General features: G+C 28.6%; 10 protein-coding genes. 1 reads left to right on the top strand and 9 read right to left on the bottom strand.

Features of this window, described 5'->3' with window-relative positions; genetic code table 11:
- Positions 1-7: 7 nt before the first annotated feature.
- Both C0982_RS02245 and C0982_RS02240 read right to left on the bottom strand, forming a co-directional pair.
- Positions 8-1,018, bottom strand: coding sequence for a nucleoid-associated protein (locus tag C0982_RS02245; protein ID WP_101772599.1), 1,011 nt, complete (start codon positions 1,016-1,018; stop codon positions 8-10).
- Positions 1,005-1,928: an RluA family pseudouridine synthase gene (locus tag C0982_RS02240; RefSeq protein WP_242961471.1), complete on the bottom strand. Its 924-nt coding sequence runs from the start codon at positions 1,926-1,928 to the stop codon at positions 1,005-1,007. The genes C0982_RS02245 and C0982_RS02240 overlap by 14 nt, the downstream gene beginning before the upstream one ends.
- 188 nt (positions 1,929-2,116) lie before the next feature.
- Between C0982_RS02240 and C0982_RS02235 the strand changes: the two genes are divergently transcribed.
- The gene (locus C0982_RS02235; protein WP_101772598.1) at positions 2,117-2,983 is read left to right on the top strand and encodes an NAD(+)/NADH kinase; all 867 of its coding nucleotides are present in this window, start codon (positions 2,117-2,119) and stop codon (positions 2,981-2,983) included.
- Positions 2,984-3,132: 149 nt separating this feature from the next.
- Here the strand turns inward: C0982_RS02235 and C0982_RS02230 are convergent, their stop codons facing one another.
- Genes C0982_RS02230 through C0982_RS02200 form a run of 7 tightly spaced genes read right to left on the bottom strand, consistent with a single transcriptional unit; the run spans position 3,133 to position 20,342 of the window.
- On the bottom strand, positions 3,133-6,786 hold the full coding sequence (locus tag C0982_RS02230) for an AAA family ATPase (RefSeq protein ID WP_180946844.1): 3,654 nt from the start codon (positions 6,784-6,786) through the stop codon (positions 3,133-3,135).
- Positions 6,773-7,999 carry a metallophosphoesterase family protein gene (locus C0982_RS02225; protein ID WP_101772596.1) on the bottom strand — a complete coding sequence of 409 codons (1,227 nt, stop codon included), beginning with the start codon at positions 7,997-7,999 and terminating at the stop codon, positions 6,773-6,775. Before C0982_RS02225 ends, C0982_RS02230 begins: the two co-directional genes overlap by 14 nt.
- Before the next feature lie 12 nt (positions 8,000-8,011).
- Entirely contained in the window at positions 8,012-12,127 is a 4,116-nt protein-coding gene (gene addA, locus C0982_RS02220) for a helicase-exonuclease AddAB subunit AddA (RefSeq protein WP_101772595.1), read from the bottom strand.
- The gene (addB, locus tag C0982_RS02215) at positions 12,127-15,621 is read right to left on the bottom strand and encodes a helicase-exonuclease AddAB subunit AddB (protein WP_101772594.1); all 3,495 of its coding nucleotides are present in this window, start codon (positions 15,619-15,621) and stop codon (positions 12,127-12,129) included. Before addB ends, addA begins: the two co-directional genes overlap by 1 nt.
- A 3-nt stretch (positions 15,622-15,624) precedes the next feature.
- On the bottom strand, positions 15,625-16,404 hold the full coding sequence (locus C0982_RS02210) for a PD-(D/E)XK nuclease family protein (protein ID WP_101772593.1): 780 nt from the start codon (positions 16,402-16,404) through the stop codon (positions 15,625-15,627).
- A complete protein-coding gene (locus C0982_RS02205; protein WP_101772592.1) occupies positions 16,394-18,682 on the bottom strand; it encodes an ATP-dependent helicase in 2,289 nt (762 codons plus the stop codon). Before C0982_RS02205 ends, C0982_RS02210 begins: the two co-directional genes overlap by 11 nt.
- A gap of 1 nt (position 18,683) precedes the next feature.
- Positions 18,684-20,342: a hypothetical protein gene (locus C0982_RS02200; protein WP_101772591.1), complete on the bottom strand. Its 1,659-nt coding sequence runs from the start codon at positions 20,340-20,342 to the stop codon at positions 18,684-18,686.
- Between the last annotated feature and the right edge of the window lie 252 nt (positions 20,343-20,594).

The raw sequence follows: 20,594 nt of genomic DNA, 5'->3' as shown, positions 1-20,594 counted from the left end.
GTTATATTTATTTCTCCTCATAAAATTCTATATTTTTAATGGTAATATCTACTGTTCCGTCTTGATTCTTTCTAATAGAATACTTCATAGGATCTTCAAAATCTTCCAACAATCCTTTTACATCAAATCCAGTACTTGTCTTTATACTTCTTCTTTTTAATTTTTTTTCTACCCAAGTCTTATCTATTGGAAATTCTTCATCTATTTCCTTTTCTTGAACAAGTTCTCTAAAGCTTTCTTTTTTATCTTCGTCCGCTATACCTTCTTCAATAAATTTTTCTACAACTATATCATTGCCTTCTTTTAGCGAATAGTTTAGCATGCTTCTGACACTCTCTGCACCTTTAACATCGCTTCCATAAGCATTTGTTATCCAGTTATCAGTCATTTTTTTAAAAGATTTTGTCAAATATTTTTCATCTCTTACTTTTGTAGCCTTTAAAAATTCTTTTACAAAACTTGAATCCGATTCTTCTTTTTCTGCTAATTTATCTAAAACATCTAAATGCCATTCATCATTTATACCACTCACACCCACTATAGCTGCATGAATAATTTTTTGAGAATCTTGAATTCCTATGTCATTAGTTACCATATCTATAGATACAACTTTGTTCTCATCATCATATCCTATTTCGTGAGTGAATAATTTTTTATAGTCTAGTTTTATTATTGCTACATGTTTTTGATCTTTATGAGTAAATAATACAACAGCTAAATCACAAGAATCCAACTCAGCATTTATTTTTACAGAATCAAATAAAAATCTAGCAATTCCTTGAGAACTAACTACAAAAGTTGACTCATCATGTATAATATGGTCACAGCACACTCTGATTTCATTTTCTTGATAGTTTTCAAACTTAGCTTTTCTAAGATCGTCATCTCTTAATATTCTTCTTATTATTTTCTGATAAAAAGCATCCATTTCCGGTGAAATACTGTTTTCAACATCATTTAATACCGGGAAATCAGAATTTTTATCTAAAACATGTATTATAAATTTATTTATAATCATTTATATTACCTCCCAATTTCTCTATCGCTAATTTCATGTCCTCTGGAATATCGGAATATATTTTTATCACATTCCCAATTCTAGGTTGATTCAATGTCATAGAAAAAGCGTGTAAAGACTGCCTTTCTATTATATCTTTATCTATTTTCCCATATAAATCATCACCTATAATACCGTGTCCTATGCTAGACAGGTGAACTCTAATTTGATGAGTTCGTCCAGTTTGCAATTCTAACTTTACAATAGTAGCATCTTGTAGTCGCTGTACAACCTCAAAATGTGTAATAGATTGTTGACCTCTATCGTCCACAATCCTTTTGATACTATCTTCACTTTCTCTATATATAGGTAAATTAATAGTGCCTTTATCTTCTTTCATTACACCTTCTACTATTGCTATATATTCTTTTTTTATATTATTTTTTGACATATCCAAAGATAATTTATGATGTGCATATGCATTTTTTGCCACCACAACTATCCCTGAAGTATTCATATCCAATCTATTTACAAATCTTATTTTACAGCTCTCACCTTTTTCTGCTATGTGGTGGCTGACCGCATTAGCAAGTGTATTTTCAAAATGACTCTTTGTTGGGTGAACTACCATGTATGGAGTCTTATCCGCTATTATCAAGTCAAAATCCTCATATAAATAGTTAGTATCTAAATTTTGTGGCTCAAAATCTGATGTTCCCTCTTCAATTGGAATTTTTACTACATCACCTTTACTAACCATAGCTGTAACTTTTTTATACTCGCCGTTTACCATAATATTTTGTTTTCTTTTTAATCGACTTATAGATCTTACGGAAAAGTCTAGTTCTTCAATTAGAAGATCTTTAATTTTCATATCTTTTTCGGATAAAATTACAAATTCATCCCATTTTTGTTTACCTTCTATAAACACAGTTTCAAACCTCTTTTAATTTTTTTTGACATACTAAGTAATTATATCATAACAAAGTGATTATATACAAAGGTTTTTAAATACAGCTTAATAAGTATAAACTAACGCATATTATTTTTTATAATATGTTAGTTTATTTTACCAAGTCATTATTTGCTGTGATATAATCATAGAAAAGGAGGGTGTCTATGATTAAAAATATTACTTTAAGAACAAACAACCTAGAAATCTCAAAAAATATAAAAAAAATTCTGATAGACAAATTTATCTCTGCAGGATTTAGCACTAGTGAAAATTTGACTCCCGAAACAGAACTTGTAATATCAGTCGGTGGAGATGGTTCTTTTTTAAAAACTGCCAGAGAATTAAACTTTCCAGATGTTCCTTTTTTTTGTGTAAATACAGGGCACCTAGGATTTTTTGCAGAAATACTTCCAGATGAAAAGGAGATTGACTTCTTTATAGATAGCTATCTAAACTCTGAATATGAAGTCAACGAATTAAATCTGTTAGAATTCTATATATATGGAGAAGATTCTGATGTACAAATCGATTATGCAATTAATGAAGTCGTCGTAAGAGGGAATAAATCTAGAACTGCTCATTTAAATCTTTTCGTAAATGGCAATTATATGGAGACGTTCAGCGGTGACGGATTGATTATTTCTACTTCTACTGGTTCAACTGCATACAATTATTCAGCCGGAGGAAGTATAGTAGACAACAGGCTAAAAATTATGCAGATTACACCTATTTCTCCAATTAGTACAAATGCTTTTAGAAGCTTCACATCTAGTATTATACTTCCAGCAGATGACTGTGAAGTATCAATAAATCCTGAATACAAAAGCGATGAATCTATATTGATAGTCGTCGACGGAGAAGAAACAAAACATAATGGTGTTACAAAAATAATAACAAAACAGACAAATAAAAAAATAAAACTCTTAAGGCTTAGCGACTATGAGTTTTGGGATAGAGTTTACATGAAATTCTTAAAAACATATGATTATAAAGCCAATGAATTAAGATCTAATAGAAATAGAACAAAGTAAATTTATCAATAGAAAATGCCCTCTAGACTATAAGTCTAGTAAGGGCATTTTGTTTTGCTATGGAGCTATAATGTTAAGATAATTATGCTTTCAATACACTATAATAATTATACTCTTGATGCATTGTAATAATTACATACTCCCCTACATTATGATAATTCTATCCTTGATACAGATGTTGAGTTAGCATCATCCATTTCAACAATTAATTTTATTGGTATTCTATTTTTTAATTCTTCAACATGGGATATTATACCTACGCTCATTGTTTTGCTATGTAATTTTTCTAGAGATTCCATTACTGTATCTAACAATTCACTATCAAGTGTCCCAAAACCTTCATCTAAGAAGAAAAATTCTAGTGGTGCACTTCCCTTTAATTGAATCTGAGACGATAGCGCCAGAGCCAATGAAAGAGATGTTAAAAATGTTTCTCCTCCAGATAAGGTGTCTGCCGATCTTCTTAAACCTCCATTAAAGTTATCTCTAATTACAAATAAGTAGTTTGAATCTATCTCCAATGAATACCTTCCGTTTGTAATTTGATCCAGCCTCTGTGATGCATCAAATACAATATTTTTCAAATAAATTTGTGACAAGTACTCTACAAACTTATTTCCTTTTAGTAACTTTTCTAACTGCAAAATACTATCCATCTCTTTTTCTTTGGACAATAACTCTTTATGAATTTCTTTCACAACTTCAAGCCTCTTTTCAATATCACCTAGCTTATAAGTTTCCTTTGTCAGTTCACTTCTTAGATTTTCTAATACTTTTTCTATAGATTTATATACATCTTCTTTTTCACTAAGAGTAAAATCCTCTATTATGTTTCCATCGAGTTTATTTTCAATATCAGATATTTTTAATTTAATTTTTATCATCAAATCATTATAATCTTTTATCTTCACTCTATACTCTTCAGAAATATTTTCACCTAAATATGCGGTTTCGACTTCTTCCACACTATTAATACCTATAGTTTTTATTCTTAAATCTACTACTTCTTTATATTCTTTAGATTGTTTTTCATTAAGGTTCAACTCTACTTTATTTTCACCAATTTTCTTATCTAAAGTTTCTACGTTTTTATTCGCTACTTCTAAATCTGATTTTAAAACACCATATCTTTCGGCTATATTATTGCAATATATATCTATATCACTTAATAATTTTTTATATGAGTTTACTTCAGAATCTATTATGGATATATTGTTGTTTTGAGTATTTATAATTGTAGCGGTATCTTCTTTTTCATCATATACTGTGTTTAATAAGTCATCAAAGTCTGTAATTTCCATTATTTTTTTTAGTGAAATTTCTATTTCATCTATTTTTTTCTTGATAGTGGAATTTTTCTCTGATAAAATTGCACATTGTGTATTCTCAGAGTTTTTTTCTGATTCTAACTTCGTTTTTTCATTTTGTATTTCTTCTAATTCAGATGATTTATTACTTTTATTCAGTTGAGTTTCTTCTAATATTTCCTCTTTTTCTTTTATTAATATTCTTTCTTCTTCAAAGGAAGATATCTTAGATTTGATCTTAATTTTCTCTATCTTATCCAGTATGTCATATCTACGACTTTCTATATCCTCAACCATCTTTAAGAAAGTTTCAAGATTCTCCTCTTTAGCATTAATTGATGATTCTTTTCCGTAAGATTCTTTCTCTAAATCCTTAATCCTGTTTTCTTCTGTCGATATTTTTTCCTTCAGAGCATCTATTTTTGATGATTTATCATCTTTTTTAATCTTTTGCTCTTCATAGTACTTTTCGCAAATATCTTTATCAGTCATTAAGGATTTTACACTTTTTTCACCTTTATTATTTTCGTGATTTTTAAGCTCGCCTTCTAAGTCTATTTTAGCTTTTTTATTGTACTCAATAATTGTTTCTAGTTTAATACATTCTGCATTTAACTCTTCTCTGTCTTTTTCCAAATGTATTATTTGCTCTTTGTACTCGATGTCTTCTCCGATAACTTCTTCACTTTCTACTAAATTATCCACTTTACTACCGCATACAGGACAAGAATCTCCATGTGAAAAGTGTTCCATCCATATATTTCTTATAGATGATGACATTTGTTCTATCGTAAATTTATCGCTGATTTCTTTTAGTTTATTTAGCTCAATGTCTAACATATTTATATTTTCTTGGATATTTTTTTTATTTTCGTCACTATTTTTTATAGTTTTTTCATTTTCTTTTATTTTAGACTTTAGCTTATCTATATTGTCTTCTATGTCTTTTGCAAAAATTATTTCTTTGTCTAAATTTATAATTTTATCAGACAGAGAGTTCATCTCTTCATCACTAAGAACTTCTATATTTTCTATTTCTTTTAATTTAGTTTGAAGATTTGCTACCTCTTCACCAATAGTATTTATTTCTTTGCTAAGATTGTTTTTTTCAATATTTAATTCTTCAATCAATTTTTCTTCTGCACTTATATTATTTTTTTGCTTAGATTTTTCAAGTTCAATATTGGATAATTCTTTTTCTAGAGAAAATCCTTCTTCTACTATAGTCTTATAAGTTTTGTCTACTTTATTTTCTTCTATTTTCTTTTCCAACAATTCTATATCAAGCTTAATAGAATTTATTTTTTCATTGTTTTTTACAATTTTATCGCCTATCTCAGATAAGTTCTTTTTTCTTTTTTCTAATTCCTTAGAAGTTTTATCTTCTTCATTACAATTACTTTTCATTTCAAGCTTTAATTCTATTATTCTCTCTATATCCTTCTTAGAAGAAAGTATATGCACTAATTTATCTTTTTTTAAGCTTATTTCATTGAATCTTTTAGTAAACTGTTTACTTTCATCAATTGACTTAGCATACTTAGTCTCTAAGTCATCTCTATCTCTTTTTAGTCTTTCTACTTCTAAAGTGCTTTTCTTAAATTTTTCAATTTCAGGAATAATATCTTTTACTTTATCGGATAGATTTAACACATTCTCAAGCTTATCTATTTCTGGCTTTTTCTTTATTAAATCATCTAGTACTTTTGAATTTTCACGCTGCTCTTTTAGTAGTGAATTTAGATACTTATATTTATCATATATATCCTTTTCAATCTTTAACTTTTTTTCTTCTTCTTTTTTTAGAGATGTCAATTCTTCAATTTTAGATTTAGTTTCCACCCTCATCTCTTCATTGACGTCAGAGTGTTCTGATATACGTGCTTTTAATACATTTATATTATTATCAACTATCTTTTTTTCTCTATAAAGTTTTTTGCTAAGCTCGCTACCATATTCTTCTAGATTAAATATTCTCTCTAACATATTTCTTCTGTCTTTACCATTAAGAGTTAAAAATTCGCTGAATTTACCTTGAGGTAATACTACAGATTTCAAAAAGTCACTTTCCTCTAGTCCTAAAATCTCTTTTATGCTAGAATTTACACTTTTTGCACCGTCATCTATAACATCGTACTCACCTAATTCATTTTTCTTCATCAACCTTGCATAGTCACTTACAGAGGATACTTTATCACCAGAAGTTTTCTTTTTAAATCTCCTAGATACCTTATATACTTCTCTTTCTTTTCCTAATCCTAGCTCAAATTCATATTCAACTGTAGCTTTTTCACAACTTGAATTTATAAATTCTTTAGTTCCTCTAGCAATATTTCCGTACAGCGATAATGTGATTGCATCTAAAATAGTTGATTTTCCACTTCCAGTCTTACCAAAAATACCAAATATACCCCTTGATATCAATTGACTGAAATCTATAGTTTGCTTTTGTGCATAGCTATTTATGCCTTCTATACTTAGTTTAATCGGCTTCATTAGTATGCACCTCCTCATCATTTATAAGCTTTTTGAATAAATTGAATACATCTTTACTTACTTCTAGCCCTTCATTTTGAGTCTTATAAAAATCCTCAAAATATGTATCGATATTTGACTTATTTATATCTAATATTTCTTCTACTTCATCGTATCCTGCATTTTTGATTATTGGCTTAATTTCCAAAATATTTCTCATCAATTTTTTCATTATCTTTATATCTTCAGCGTTAATAGCTTCATCTGTTTCTATCTCAAAATATGCAAACATATCATCATCTTTTTTAGATTCACATATAGCTATAGCTTCTTCAACACTTGAGCATCTAAACATATTTATTTCTCTATAATTATTCAGACACTCTTGTCTTACATCCGCCTCTTTGCCTGCTTCTAAATCTACTATATATACTGATTTTGCTGTATTTCTCTCGTTTTTACTATACTGAATTGGAGAACCAGAGTAATAAGCGTTGAATTTTTTTGAGATTCTCTGAGGTTTGTGAATATGACCTAACGCAGTGTATTGCGATTTCTTGGGTAAATCTTTTTTTTCTACTAGCAATGATCCACCTAGTTCTATTCGCCTTTCTGAATCTGTAATTTCACTTCCCACTACAAATATGTGAGATACCGCTATATTTATTTCATCCTCTTTGTAGTTTTCCTCTAGTTTAGAAAAAAGCTCCCCTATCTTCTTTGAGTACGATTTTTGCATTTCTGATTCATCTTCAAAATTCTTAATTACGTCATTAAGTCTTTTTTCACTAGGATACGGTAGACTTATTATATTTATTACTTCATCTTTTATTTTTATCTTTGTAAAACCATCTTCTGTATCTACTTTTTCAAAACCTTCGAATATACCAGTATTTGTGCTGCTAAGAGGATATCCTAAAATCGTCACTCCTCTATTATCTACAAGCGGAGTTATAGATTCGAGCCTTTCAGGATTATCATGATTACCAGCTATTATAAATATACTTCTTCTTCCATTGTCGGAGAGTCTATCAATTGTGTTATAGAATAGACTCTCCGCTGCTGCAGGTGGATTGAAGGTATCGTAAATATCTCCGGCAATCAATACCAAATCAACATCATTTTTCTCAACTAATTCTACAAAATCATTGCAAAATTTTTCCTGTTCATCTATTCTAGAGACTCCCTCTAAACTTTTCCCAAGATGCCAGTCCGACGTGTGGAGTATTCTCATTTTATTCCCCCTTTATTCGTATTCAACAAGCTTAGATCTATTGAAAAGATATATGTATTTTTTAGATACTCTCTTTCCAGAAATTTCTTCAAGTGCTTTTTTATATAACTCTAATTGAATATCATATTTTGATACTACTTCATTAAAATTTTCATCATTTACAAAATCTGTCTTATAGTCAAGCAATACTATATCACCTTTATCATCTTCAAAAAACAAATCTACAATCCCGACCAACATCAATCTTTCGCCGTCTCTAATTCCTTCATTCTTATAAATACTATTTATATTGACGCTGTAATTGATTGCTTTTTCTTTGTATAATTTGTTTTTTCGATTTGACTTCAATATCTCTCTAAATATAGGAGACTTTATAAATCTAAAAATCCAATATGTATTTACAGTACTAGCTTCTTCCTCAGATAAGATATTCTTTTTGACTAAATTTTCAATTTGATTTCTTATTTCCTTTTTGATATATGAATCTTCATCGTAAATTTTAGCATTTTCTTTTTTATAAGTATCTGTTTTTTCTTCTTTCTGAGTTTCTACTATACTTTCTTTTTTTGGAGCATCTGTATCTCCCATTTGTAACAAACCTTCAAATTTATCAAACTCAATTAATTGCATAACCAAGTGGAATATACTACCTTTTTCAGCTGAATTAAATTCCATTTTCTCTACTTTAGAATGCATAAATTCAGGAATTTTTAGCTGTGAAGTATTTTTTGAGGAATATAGATTTTCATGCATTTGCTCCTCTTCTTCATCTGAAATCAACTTTTTAACTTCAGATACGGATATGCTAGATGGCTTAAATGCAGTCGATTCGTATTTGTACTTAGAATCAAATTTATCATTTAATAGATTGGATATCTTTTCAAAGTAAATTTTTTCCTTGTTTTCTTGGTTTTCATCTAAGTCAATATCTTCTATATCGCTTGAATCGATATTATCAAGTTCCAATATTTTTTCTTCTAAACTTTCTTCCATTATGCTATTTTTAAAACATGCTTTTTTATAATTTATATATGCACTTTGTTTACTTCTAGTATCTATTATCCACTTGCAATCTTTATAACCTATATATTTTTTCTCTTCTTGGCGAACATCTAAAGTACTTTCTCTAGGGGACATATTTATTATTGTTGGCATTATCCAGTCTAGATAACTTTTTGTTGAAAGTATAGCAACACTATCTAAATTGCCATCTAAATTTCTTCTGACACCCTTCCAGTTTTCCTCACTTTTTTCATAGTCTTTGACAGTTCCTGTAAAAATCAACTTCTCTTTTGCCCTAGTCATTGCAACATATAAAAGTCTCATTTCTTCCGCCAAACTTTCATTTGTTTCTCTATTTTTTATTATCTTTCTAGACAAACTATCATAAGTTACCTTTTTTTCAAAATTCACTACCTTAGGTCCATAACCTAATTTTTGATGGAGTAATAAATCTGATTTATTTGAACTTTTATTAAATCTTTTATTTGAATTTGCAACTATTACTACTGGAAATTCCAGACCTTTACTTTTATGTATGCTCATTACTCTGACTACGTTCGCACTTTCAGAAATTAATTTTGCTTCTCCAAAATCATCTGACCTAGATTTTATTCTATCTACATAATTTATAAAGTTAAATAAACCTTTATATGAAGTTTTTTCATATTTTCTAGCCCTTTCAAATAAAAGCATAAGGTTATTTTGCCTTTGTTCACCTAGTGGCAACATCCCAATATATTTGTAATATCCAGTTTCTTTAAATAGATACCAAATAAATTCATCTATAGGAATAATGGTGGATTTCTTTCTATATTTGTCAATTGAATCAATAAATACATCTATTTTAGATCTCAACTTAATTTCATCTTCATCAATTTCAATAGTATCTGAAACAGTTTCATTTCTATTCACTTCAATCTCACCTACAAGGGATTTACTTTTATCTATACTTTCATCATCTTGGTTTTCTGATTTTATACAGTTTTTACTTTCATTCAAGAGAGCTTCATAAAAAGATACACCTTTATTTCTTACTTTTATTTTAGCTAACTCCACTGTATTAAATCCAAATATAGGGGATCTCATCACTGATATTAATGCAATATCTTGCATAGGATTATCTATGATTTTTAATAAATTCATAAATATTTCTACTTCAAAAGCCGAAAAAAAGTCTCCACCAGATTCTGAATACACAGGTATACCAGCCTCTGTCAGTACTTCTTCCACAATTGTAGCCTTTGATTTTATAGATCTCATCAAAATTACAATATCTTTAAATTCAACTCTTCTATAATCTTCTTTATCCTTGTCATATACCATGTACTTATTTTCACTATCTTCGGCTAATACCATTTTATATATTATATCTGATATATTTACACACTCTGCTCTAAAAGACTTTATATCTTCTAGTTCTTCCTCATCATACAAATCTAAAATTTCGTTATCCTCAGAATCACTTAATTCATCAATTGTATCTTCTTTTGATTCATCAATTAAATGTATTTCAATCGGTCCTCCTGCATAAGCATTATCCAGTTCTATCTCTTTAAAATCAGCACTTGGATTTAATCTTTCGTCTTCTGTGTAATCTAATTCACCAGTTTCTTCTCTCATAATTTCTCTAAAAACATAATTACAACCTTCTAAAACTTCTTTTCTACTTCTAAAATTTTTATACAACATTATTTTTTTATTCAGAATATCTTTATCATCTGTATACTCTTCATAACTTTTATATTTTTGCATAAAAATTTCTGGCTCTGCTTGTCTAAACCTATATATGCTCTGCTTTACATCTCCAACCATGAATCTATTTGGAACTTCTTTTCTTGAGACCATTGATAATATCAACTCTTGCACTGAATTGCTATCCTGATACTCGTCTGTAAATACTTCCTCATATTTTTCTCTATAAGAAATAGCTATTTTTGATGGAACTATATTGCCTTCATCATCTCTGTCCGTCAATATATCCAAGGCATAATGTTCTATATCTGAAAAATCGACTAATCCCATGCTCCTCTTTTTTGCTGCAAAAGCATTTCTAAACTCCTTACATACATTGGAAACTGCTCTCATATAAGGGTATAAAACTTCATTTTCCCTCTTTATATAGTCAATATCGAAATCAATTTTATTAAACTCTTCTCTAATGCCTTTTATTGAAGCATCTTTTTCACTTTTTATTTCATCATATATTCCCTTTGCCTCTGGATCTTTTTTTCTAAAAGAAGTATTTCCTGATTTTATTTTTACTGCCTTATCTACCGAATCTTTGAGTTCTTCCCAGGAACTTATATCTTTATTCTCAAAAAATAATTCAATCTTGGATTTTATATTTTTTAACTCCTCTGCACATTCACTTAATATATTGTACAAGTCTAATAAAAGTTCATTTTGAGCTAATTCTTCAAAACCTTTCTCAAAAAACAGAGCATGTGCATTTATATTCTTTGACATATCTTCTACAGCAGGTATCATGTAGTTTTCAATGTAGTAAGAATCATTTTTTGAACTTGTATTAAATTCTTCTGCTGAATTATCTAGCCAGTCATTTGGATATGGTGAAGAATTGATAAAATTATTCAAAGTAAGAATTAGACCTTCTAGTGCATCATCATTATTTTTTTTAGAATATAAATCTACTATCTTTAAAAAGCCTTCATCTTTTGACTGATATAATTTCTCAAATACTTCCTTCATTACTTCAGATGCAATCAAATTTATCTCAGTAGGATCACCTACTTTAATATTAGGATCTAAATCTGTAACGTGAAAATTATTTTTAAGAACATTTCCACAAAATGAGTCTATTGTAGTAATATCAGCCTTACTCAAAAGTAAAAGCTGTCTTTGAAGATGTGTATCTTCAGGATTTTTTTCTAGCTCTTTTTCTATTGCAACTCCTACTCTCTCTCTCATCTCAGAGGCAGCTGCATTTGTAAATGTAACGACTAGTAGCCTATCTATATCTATTGGATTATCTTTATCAAGTATTAATTGAATTATCCTCTCAATCAATACAGCGGTCTTTCCAGATCCAGCAGCAGCAGATACAAGTAGGTTACTGCCCCTGCTATCAATTGCAAGTTTTTGTTCAACTGTCCATTTTGTACCCACTACTTTTCCTCCTTGTTTGAGTCTATTTTTTGCTTCATTTCTTTTAATATGTCCGGATATTTCTTTTTATCTATTTTCTTTATAAGATTATATGAATTCATTCCTAATGTGGAATCAAATTGGCAAATAGATTTATAGCTACAATAGTCACACGCTGTTCTATCAGCATATTTATATGGCTTTATATCTACTATTCCACCGTATATTTTTTTACAAATTTCTTTAGCTTTAATCAAAACAAACTCACTAACAGTATTAAATTCTTCTTTACTCAATCCATTTGTATGTGTGTCTCCAATACCCGATTTTGTAATTCTAGCCGGAATTACATAAGAATATCCTGGAGTATCTACAACACTGCGATCCATTTTCCCTATTATATCTATATCTTTTAATACAAAACCAGATAATTTATTTTCTCCCATTATTTTTATTTTCAAATCTTCTTCATCTAGTCTTTCTACATCTCCCGAATTTTTCAGTTCATACATTTTGCTGTTGAGAGTACTATATAATACAGCTGCCGGAGAAAGTATCGGTGTTTTTTCAGATTTATTTTCCCTTGAATTCAGCACGGCATTCATATACACGAATAACTGCATTTGAAGCCCTGATACAATATTTGCCATATCTATACTGTGTCTAGAAGACTTATAGTCAATTACCCTAATATACTCTTCTTTGCTCTCATCATCTAAATAAGAGTCCATTCTATCAATTTTACCTACTAAATCTATGTGTATATCTTTGTCTACGTTTATTCTAATTGGATCAATCTTGCTTTTTTTACCAAACTCAATTTCAAATCCTTTTGGCAAAAATTCACCAGCTTTTATTTGGTCTACCATAATTTCTACACTATCAATAAGTGTTTCATTTATTCTTTTAGTCATATATTCATACTTATCAGATGTGTTTAATATATAGCTATCATTTTTATCAACAATATTCTGGCTTATATTTTTTATTTCCTCTTGGATATAATCTCTATTTACTTCATTCCATTCTAGACGATTTTTTACGACACCTTTAGAAAAATCATCCAAAACTTTATGAGCGTATACTCCATAATCTAGGGTAGAAAATTCATACACTTCCCTTTCCTTGGCTTTAAGTCCGTACATCATAAAGTATGAAAAAGGGCATCCTGCGTATTTTTCAAGTTTAGATACACTAGACATTCCACTTCCGTACAACTGTATTGCTAGATCTCTATCTAATACTCCAGCATTATTATCATATTTGATAGCATTATCTATTATCTTCACTTTGTTTTTATACTCTTCATCATTTTTAAAGTATGTATATATTGCATTCCATATATATTGTGGCTTTGCTTGGTTATCTTCCCTTTTACCTTTATTTATATTAGTTAACAAATCTTCAAAAAGCTGTTCTTTTGATGTAATAAAATCTCCTATTAAATCAATGTCGTCAATTTCTTCTTTCTCCAATATTTCCTTTATTTCTATATTAGGAAAAATTCTTTTGATCTTCTTAATAAGCCTTGATTGTCTCATTGACTTCCCTTCAAAATCTGCAATTGGATAAGTTACTACTAATTTAGATTTTGATGAACTCATAGACTTATAAACTAAAAATTCCTCATCATAAATCTTAGTAATTTCATCAGAGTCAAATTTTATTCCTTTTTCAAGTAAAGATCTTTTTTCTACATCGGTCAAAACGGATTCATCCGATATGTTTTTTGGAAATACTCCATCATTTACCCCAATCATAAATAAAACCTTTGTTTCTGGGTTTTTCATTCTGTCTATACTTGTTACGAAGACTTGATCTCTAGCAGGAGGTATAATCCCTAGCTCAAAAGCTTCAAACTCTGCTTCCATCAACTTTATAAATTTTTCAAGCCCAATTTTTTCATCACCAATAAATTCGACCATTTCATCAAGCATATCAGTAAATATATTCCAAACCTGTGAATACTCTTTTGCACGATAAAGATTTTCTTCCTTTTCAAACCTTTCAATCAAATCATCTATTCTTTCAGGAAGCTCTATATCTATTGCAAATTCATACAAATATCTACATATTTCTCTCGCTGTATTTCTTCCCTTTAATTTATTGTGAAGCATCTCTATTGGATACATAACTTTATTTTTAATTTCATTTATCTTGTCATAATATTTTCCGTCTATATCCTCTTCATCTACACCATGCCTTACAGAATAGTTCCATCTATCATCAAACCATCTAATTCCTTTTATTCCATTTGCTAGAACATAGTTTTCCAATATGGATATTTCCTCAGAATCTATACCGCTCAATCCACTCTTTAAATACCTAAACATAGCACCATAAGAATAGTTCTTTTGCTTCATATCCAAAATTGACATTACTAGCATTATTATAGAGTTGTCTTTTGCTGCAATTTTTTCATCCATAAAATAACCTATTTTATAGTCATTAAATATTGCCTTTACCAAATAGGAATATGAATCTAAATTTCTCGTAGCTACTGTTATTTCACGATATCTATATCCTTTATCCCTCACTAGTTTTACTATTTCACCTGCTATATGCTCTACTTCCATATGAGTATTTTTAAACTCATATATTTCAATATTGTCTGGCTTGCTATCAAATTGTTTTGGGTTGAAATCATTGATATGTTTTTCCAAAAATCTTAAATCTTCGCTCTCAAAATAATCACTTTCAATCATCTCTATATCTTTTAATCTTTTGATTTTATTATTGTAGCAAATCTCGTTTATTTTCATAAAAGTTGTATTAGTCTTAGAAAAAACACCTCTTCTAGCATTGAAGTTTTTTAAATCAGTAATCAATGAAAAATACATATTTTTTGACAGTAATATTAATTTTTCAATAACTAAATACTGTATCGGAGTAAATCCGGTATAATCTACAACAAAAATTGTAGCGCCCTTAATATCCTCGTAATCATCTAACTTCTTTGCAAAAAACTCCATATTGTCTTCTGTATCTATGTAATTTTGATGAAGAAAATTATCGTATCTTGCATATATCTTTGCTAAGTCTTTTAATTTTAACTTTAGTGCCTCATCTTCTGTTATATCAGACATCTCTAAAATTTCTTGGACGGACATATCATTTTGTTTGAACTCAATTATCACGTCCATTATTTTACCAACAATACCTATTCCAGCATTTTTAGATTTGAAAACTTCCATCTCTTTAGACACGGATTCTATAGCCTTGTAGATTAACATACTTCTCGCACTTTTAGTTATTTTCTTTTCTTTCAATCCGCCTACATTTGTAAATACTATCTTGCTAAGTGTAGAAAAACTTACTACTCTTATTCTGAAATTCGGATCGCTTTGAGTCAAAAACCTTTCACTCAATTGTCTTTCCATTTCATAGGTGAATTTTTCAGGTACTAGTATATATATTGGTTTTACATCATCTTTTTCAGCTTCTTCAAAACACAAGTCCAATACTTTTCCAATCTTATCACATCCCGCTCGACCAGTAATAAAACCAACGCCCATAGACTACACCTCCCACTTCATATTTTTTATTTCTGATATAGTTGTTTTTATTTCATTTTCAAATTTTGTATGCAGTTGCTCGTTGTATTTTATTACTACGTTATTATCGTGTATCGGCTGATAATAGTGCATTGTAATATCTTCAAAATCTAGATTCTCCCCAAGGCTCATCTTGCACACGTACATATAGACCATGGTCTGCATTCTTTTAATAGCATAGTCTATTTCAGTTTTTCTCTTTTCTACTTTCCAGTCCCAAATATCTATTTTTATTAGTTTTTCAGAATCGTATACTTCTACCAACAAATCCAAATTAACTAGAATATTACTTTTTAGCTCAATTGTACACTCTGGCTTAAATACTACTTTATCTCCATATTTTTTTATATACATTTCTTTTATTGACTTTATTTTTTTTAAACTCTCTTTATCTGTATCTGAGAATTTATTTATACTTTGATTTTCATAAAAAGAGTTTTTGCTTTTATCTTCTTTTTTTGATGTAGATACTTCGTCTTCAAACTCGATTATTTCCGGTATATCTAGGAATATTCTCTGACACATTAAGTGAAACTCTCGACCATAGCTCATATTTTCTTCATAATCTCTATCTTTTTGCGAGTCGTCACTCCAAAAAATATTTCTAATATACTTTTCTATAAACTCTTCTTTATCTCTCTTCCAAGAATTCAGCATATTTTGACTGAATATTAAATTTTCTAATCTATATTCCAATACCTCTTTTGAGATATCATAACTGCTTAAATTTAGACTACTTGTCATTTAGGTTTCTCTCCTTTAATCGCTCTTCGTTTATATACGATTGCATCCTATCGAAAAACACTGAATTTTTTCTATAAATATTTTTTCCAATATACTCAAGATATTTTTCAGATGAATTTAATATCATTAGAGATTTTTTTGCCCTTGTAATCCCTACATACAATAATCTTACTCTTTCGGAAATCAGACTCTTTTTTAAGTCAAGTTCATAGTAAATCATATTTTTCACTTTCGCACCTGATACTATATCTATCTCTCTATTTATAAAAGCTTCAGGATACTTAAACTCATCTCTTAAATACCTTCTATCTACTCTAAAATAGTCAGTGATTTTGGAAGGAAAAGTAGAATTGTTTACTCCGCATATTATCACTGCATCCCATTCCATTCCTTTTGATTTATGAAGAGTCGACAATGTCACGCTTCCCGGTTCTGATTCATGTTCTCCTATTTCATATATAGTGTCTATCGCTGAATCAAATACTCTAGAATATCTACCATCAAGAGATATTGACACCCTTGATAAATCAGCATCTTCATATTTTACCAAATTCTCAATATAAAAAACTAAATAATAAACTAAACTTCGCTCATTAGAATTCAATTCCATTAATTCTGACACACTTTCTACCAGCTTTGCAGGATTAATTTGAGAAAGCTCACATATTTTTACTAATTTATCTCTCGTCTTTTTAATCTTTTTTGAAAAAAAGTCTTTATTATCTTGATTTAAAATATCTTCAATATTATTTATGACCTCTTCAAAATATTCATCATCATAAATAAAGTTCTCTGCACTAACATTTTTTAGCTTTTCATATATATTTATAAATTCTTCATCACTTATTTCAGTATCTGAAAATCTTTTAATAAACGCATTTATAAGCATATCTACAAAAATATTGTTGTCATTAGGTTTCACTAAAAAGTCTATTATCAACTTAATATCAAATAGTACTTTTTTTCTCTCTTTTGAATCCGCGCCTAGCTTATCGTATTCTATTTCAAATGCATCTAATTTTTCAGAGAGGTTGTCTACATCTATATTAGAAAAAGACAATACTCCTATGGAGTATTCTGGGTAATTCTTTTTTATATAATTAATAATCTTAATAACAGCTTCGAATTCTTCTAATTCGCTTTTTAACTTTTTTGCATTTATCATGTATTTATCTATTTTAGGATTTTCTTTATATCCAAGCTCTTTTTCAACCTCTTCTATAAATAAAGGTTCTAAAGACTTACTAAAATCAGATTCTGCCTCACCTGTAGTATATTTTACCAAGTCATTCGCTACGTTAATTACATCTATTGAGCTTCTACTAGCCATGTTCATATTGTATGAAAAATCTGCATTTTTGCAGAAATCTATAAAAGAAGCTGGATCTGACCCTGTAAATGTACCAGTTATACTCTGATTTACATCTCCTACCCTGACAAGATTTGATTTATATTTTATTTTCTTGTCTGTATTTTTTGATATAATATCGATTATTTTTCCTTGAATAGAATTTGAGTCCTGACTCTCATCTTCAAAAATATAATAATATTTTTCTTGATACTCTCTTGCAATATCTTCATTTTCTAATAATATATTGTATGCGTATATCAATATATCGTCATAGTCCATAAGTCCATTTTGTCTTAACATATCTTGATACAAAGAGTAAATCGGAGATATTATGCTCATAATTCCCTTATAATCACCAGAATCTACCACTATACTCTTCAATTTTTCTTCCGATACATTAGCATATTTCAATAGCTTAATACTATTAAGTACTATCGATGTAAATTCCCTACGCCAAATATCTAGTGTCTTTGAGTCGTTTCTTTTTTCTTTTTTTATAAAACTTGGAATCTTTTTATCATTTTCGCCTATTTCTTCAAATCGCTCTATCGCGTCACTTATCAATATATTTTTTTTGTAATCATCAATTATTTCACTCTCATCATTTATAAAAATCAACTCTGAATTTTCCTTTATTATCTTCATTGCAAGAGAATGGATTGTCATTACTTCAAATTTATTTTTTTGGATATCCTCGCCTTCAATAATACTTCTAATCCTAGATTTAAAATTATTTGCCGCACTGTTCATGTATGTAAGGACCAGTATTTTCTTATCGTTATTTTCACTTTGCATCTTCTCTAAAAGCTTTGCAACCAAATTAGTTATTATAAAAGTTTTTCCAGCTCCGGGTACTGCCTGAATCCCCATAGTTCCAGATGTATATTTCATAATATCTTTTTGATCTTTTCTATATACTACTGACATATTACCTCCTTGCAAGCTCTAAAAATCTATTATAAAAGCTATTCTCTTGATCATACCCACCTATAGATGTATCTGATTTTAATATATATATATTTGAAAGCTTCTCATTATTACCACCTATTAGCGTGTTTATCCGTTCATCAATTTTTTCAGATCTCAATTCATTATATATTTCTATTAAATTATTTTTGTCTACATTTCCAAGTAAATCATCATCTAAATATGCAATATCCGTATCTATTTCGCTCTCAATACTCACGTCATAATGCTTAGAAGTCGCGTCAAATAATATAATATTTTTTGTATTTAAGTTCATTGATGCATATTCAGAAATTCCGACAAGCAAAATTCCACCTAAATCAATATTTTCAATTCTTCTCTTAATGTTATTATTTACATTTAAATAATTTTTTATATATTTAATCTTCATGTCCTCTGTTACGTTGAATAAATTATTATATTTAATTGAAGATATCTCTCTAATCAATTCACATACTTTACTAACTATATTTACTCCTAGCTCATCTGTTGGAAAATATCTTTTATAAACCCATTTTATAAATTCTTCATCTCTAAACTCACAATCACCCTTCGCGTATTCTCCATTACCGACCGACAAAGAATTACTGCCATACAAATACTGATTGTATTGTTCGATAATATCGCTTCTTATTTCAGAAATATACTTATTTAAATTAATTCTAATATCTATTATATTTTTATCTTTATATATATATTTCACAAAAGTTGTCTTTTCGTCATCATTTAATATAAATTCAAAGTCACTGTAAATTGCTAATGCAGATAGCACAAATACACCAGAATCTAAATATTTTATAGATTCACTTTCTGATACTGGAGTAATTTTCATATCTATATTTTCAGATACACTTTTAATTATTCTGCTAAAAGACTCTCTTTTTTGAGGTACTACTATGCATATGTCATTCACAGATATATTTAAACTTTTTAGCTCACCTAACAAATTTTCAAGTCCAAACACCATATCAAAATATGAGTTGAATTCTTCTTCTACAATATTTTTAATATTTGCTACCAAGTTAATTTTATTGCTTTCTTTATTTATATATATAAAGTTATATTTACTATATATTTTTTTGTATTTATCATTGTTTAAAAGTTTTTCATTGTATAATTCAGTAATCATTGCATTATCATATAAATTCATTTTCTTTAAAGTTGATCTATACTCTACAATTACATTTTTTAAATCATCAAAAACTTTTACACTATTTCTTCCTCTCTTGAATCTGTATATCCTATGTGCAATTGCGTCTACTGGAATATTCTCTTTAGATGCTTTTTGCATTATGTTATATACTTGTGATGAAAGAAATATATTATTTGAATTAATGCTTTGAAAATATCCATCAAATAATCTTCTTTCCTCTATTATTTTATTTAGGATAAATATGCAAATATCTCTCGAAATTATATTTGGTTTAATTCCATGCCCTATTAATGGCCAAAATAATTCTATTTCTCCTAGCATAAAGGACTCTTGCGTCAAAAAATTCAACTTTCCAAAATATGATACTTTAGAATTTTCCTTATATAGTTTTTTCATAATACTTGCTTCTAAGTTCGTATCAAATATTATATAGTCATTATCTGAAAATAATTCATCAGTAAAGTTCATAATTTTATCCCCTTTATACAGTAATTTTACTTCTTATCCCCCTAAAAAAACATAGGTTCACATCCTTAATTATATCATATTAGATAATAGGTCGCACCTAATGGATATTTCGCATAATGGCAACAAAAAAGCTTGTCAATAGTTGCTGCTTAACAACTTCGACAAGCTTTTTTAGTATTTAAATATCATTATTTTTATTTTGTTTTTTATTTCTAGATTACTAATCATTTTCTCTAGATTATTGTTTATTAT

It is taken from the genome of Peptostreptococcus faecalis (genome assembly GCF_900240845.1).
Lineage (GTDB): Bacteria > Bacillota > Clostridia > Peptostreptococcales > Peptostreptococcaceae > Peptostreptococcus > Peptostreptococcus faecalis.
Note: the sequence above shows the minus strand (reverse complement) of the source record. Positions and strands in the feature narration are given on the sequence as shown.

Coding starts and splice junctions, on each gene's coding strand:
- C0982_RS02245 (WP_101772599.1), bottom strand. CDS start 1,018: ATGATTATAAATAAATTTATAATACATGTTTTAGATAAAAATTCTGAT.
- C0982_RS02235 (WP_101772598.1), top strand. CDS start 2,117: ATGATTAAAAATATTACTTTAAGAACAAACAACCTAGAAATCTCAAAA.
- C0982_RS02230 (WP_180946844.1), bottom strand. CDS start 6,786: ATGAAGCCGATTAAACTAAGTATAGAAGGCATAAATAGCTATGCACAA.
- C0982_RS02225 (WP_101772596.1), bottom strand. CDS start 7,999: ATGAGAATACTCCACACGTCGGACTGGCATCTTGGGAAAAGTTTAGAG.
- addB (WP_101772594.1), bottom strand. CDS start 15,621: ATGGGCGTTGGTTTTATTACTGGTCGAGCGGGATGTGATAAGATTGGA.
- C0982_RS02210 (WP_101772593.1), bottom strand. CDS start 16,404: ATGACAAGTAGTCTAAATTTAAGCAGTTATGATATCTCAAAAGAGGTA.
- C0982_RS02205 (WP_101772592.1), bottom strand. CDS start 18,682: ATGTCAGTAGTATATAGAAAAGATCAAAAAGATATTATGAAATATACA.
- C0982_RS02200 (WP_101772591.1), bottom strand. CDS start 20,342: ATGAACTTTACTGATGAATTATTTTCAGATAATGACTATATAATATTT.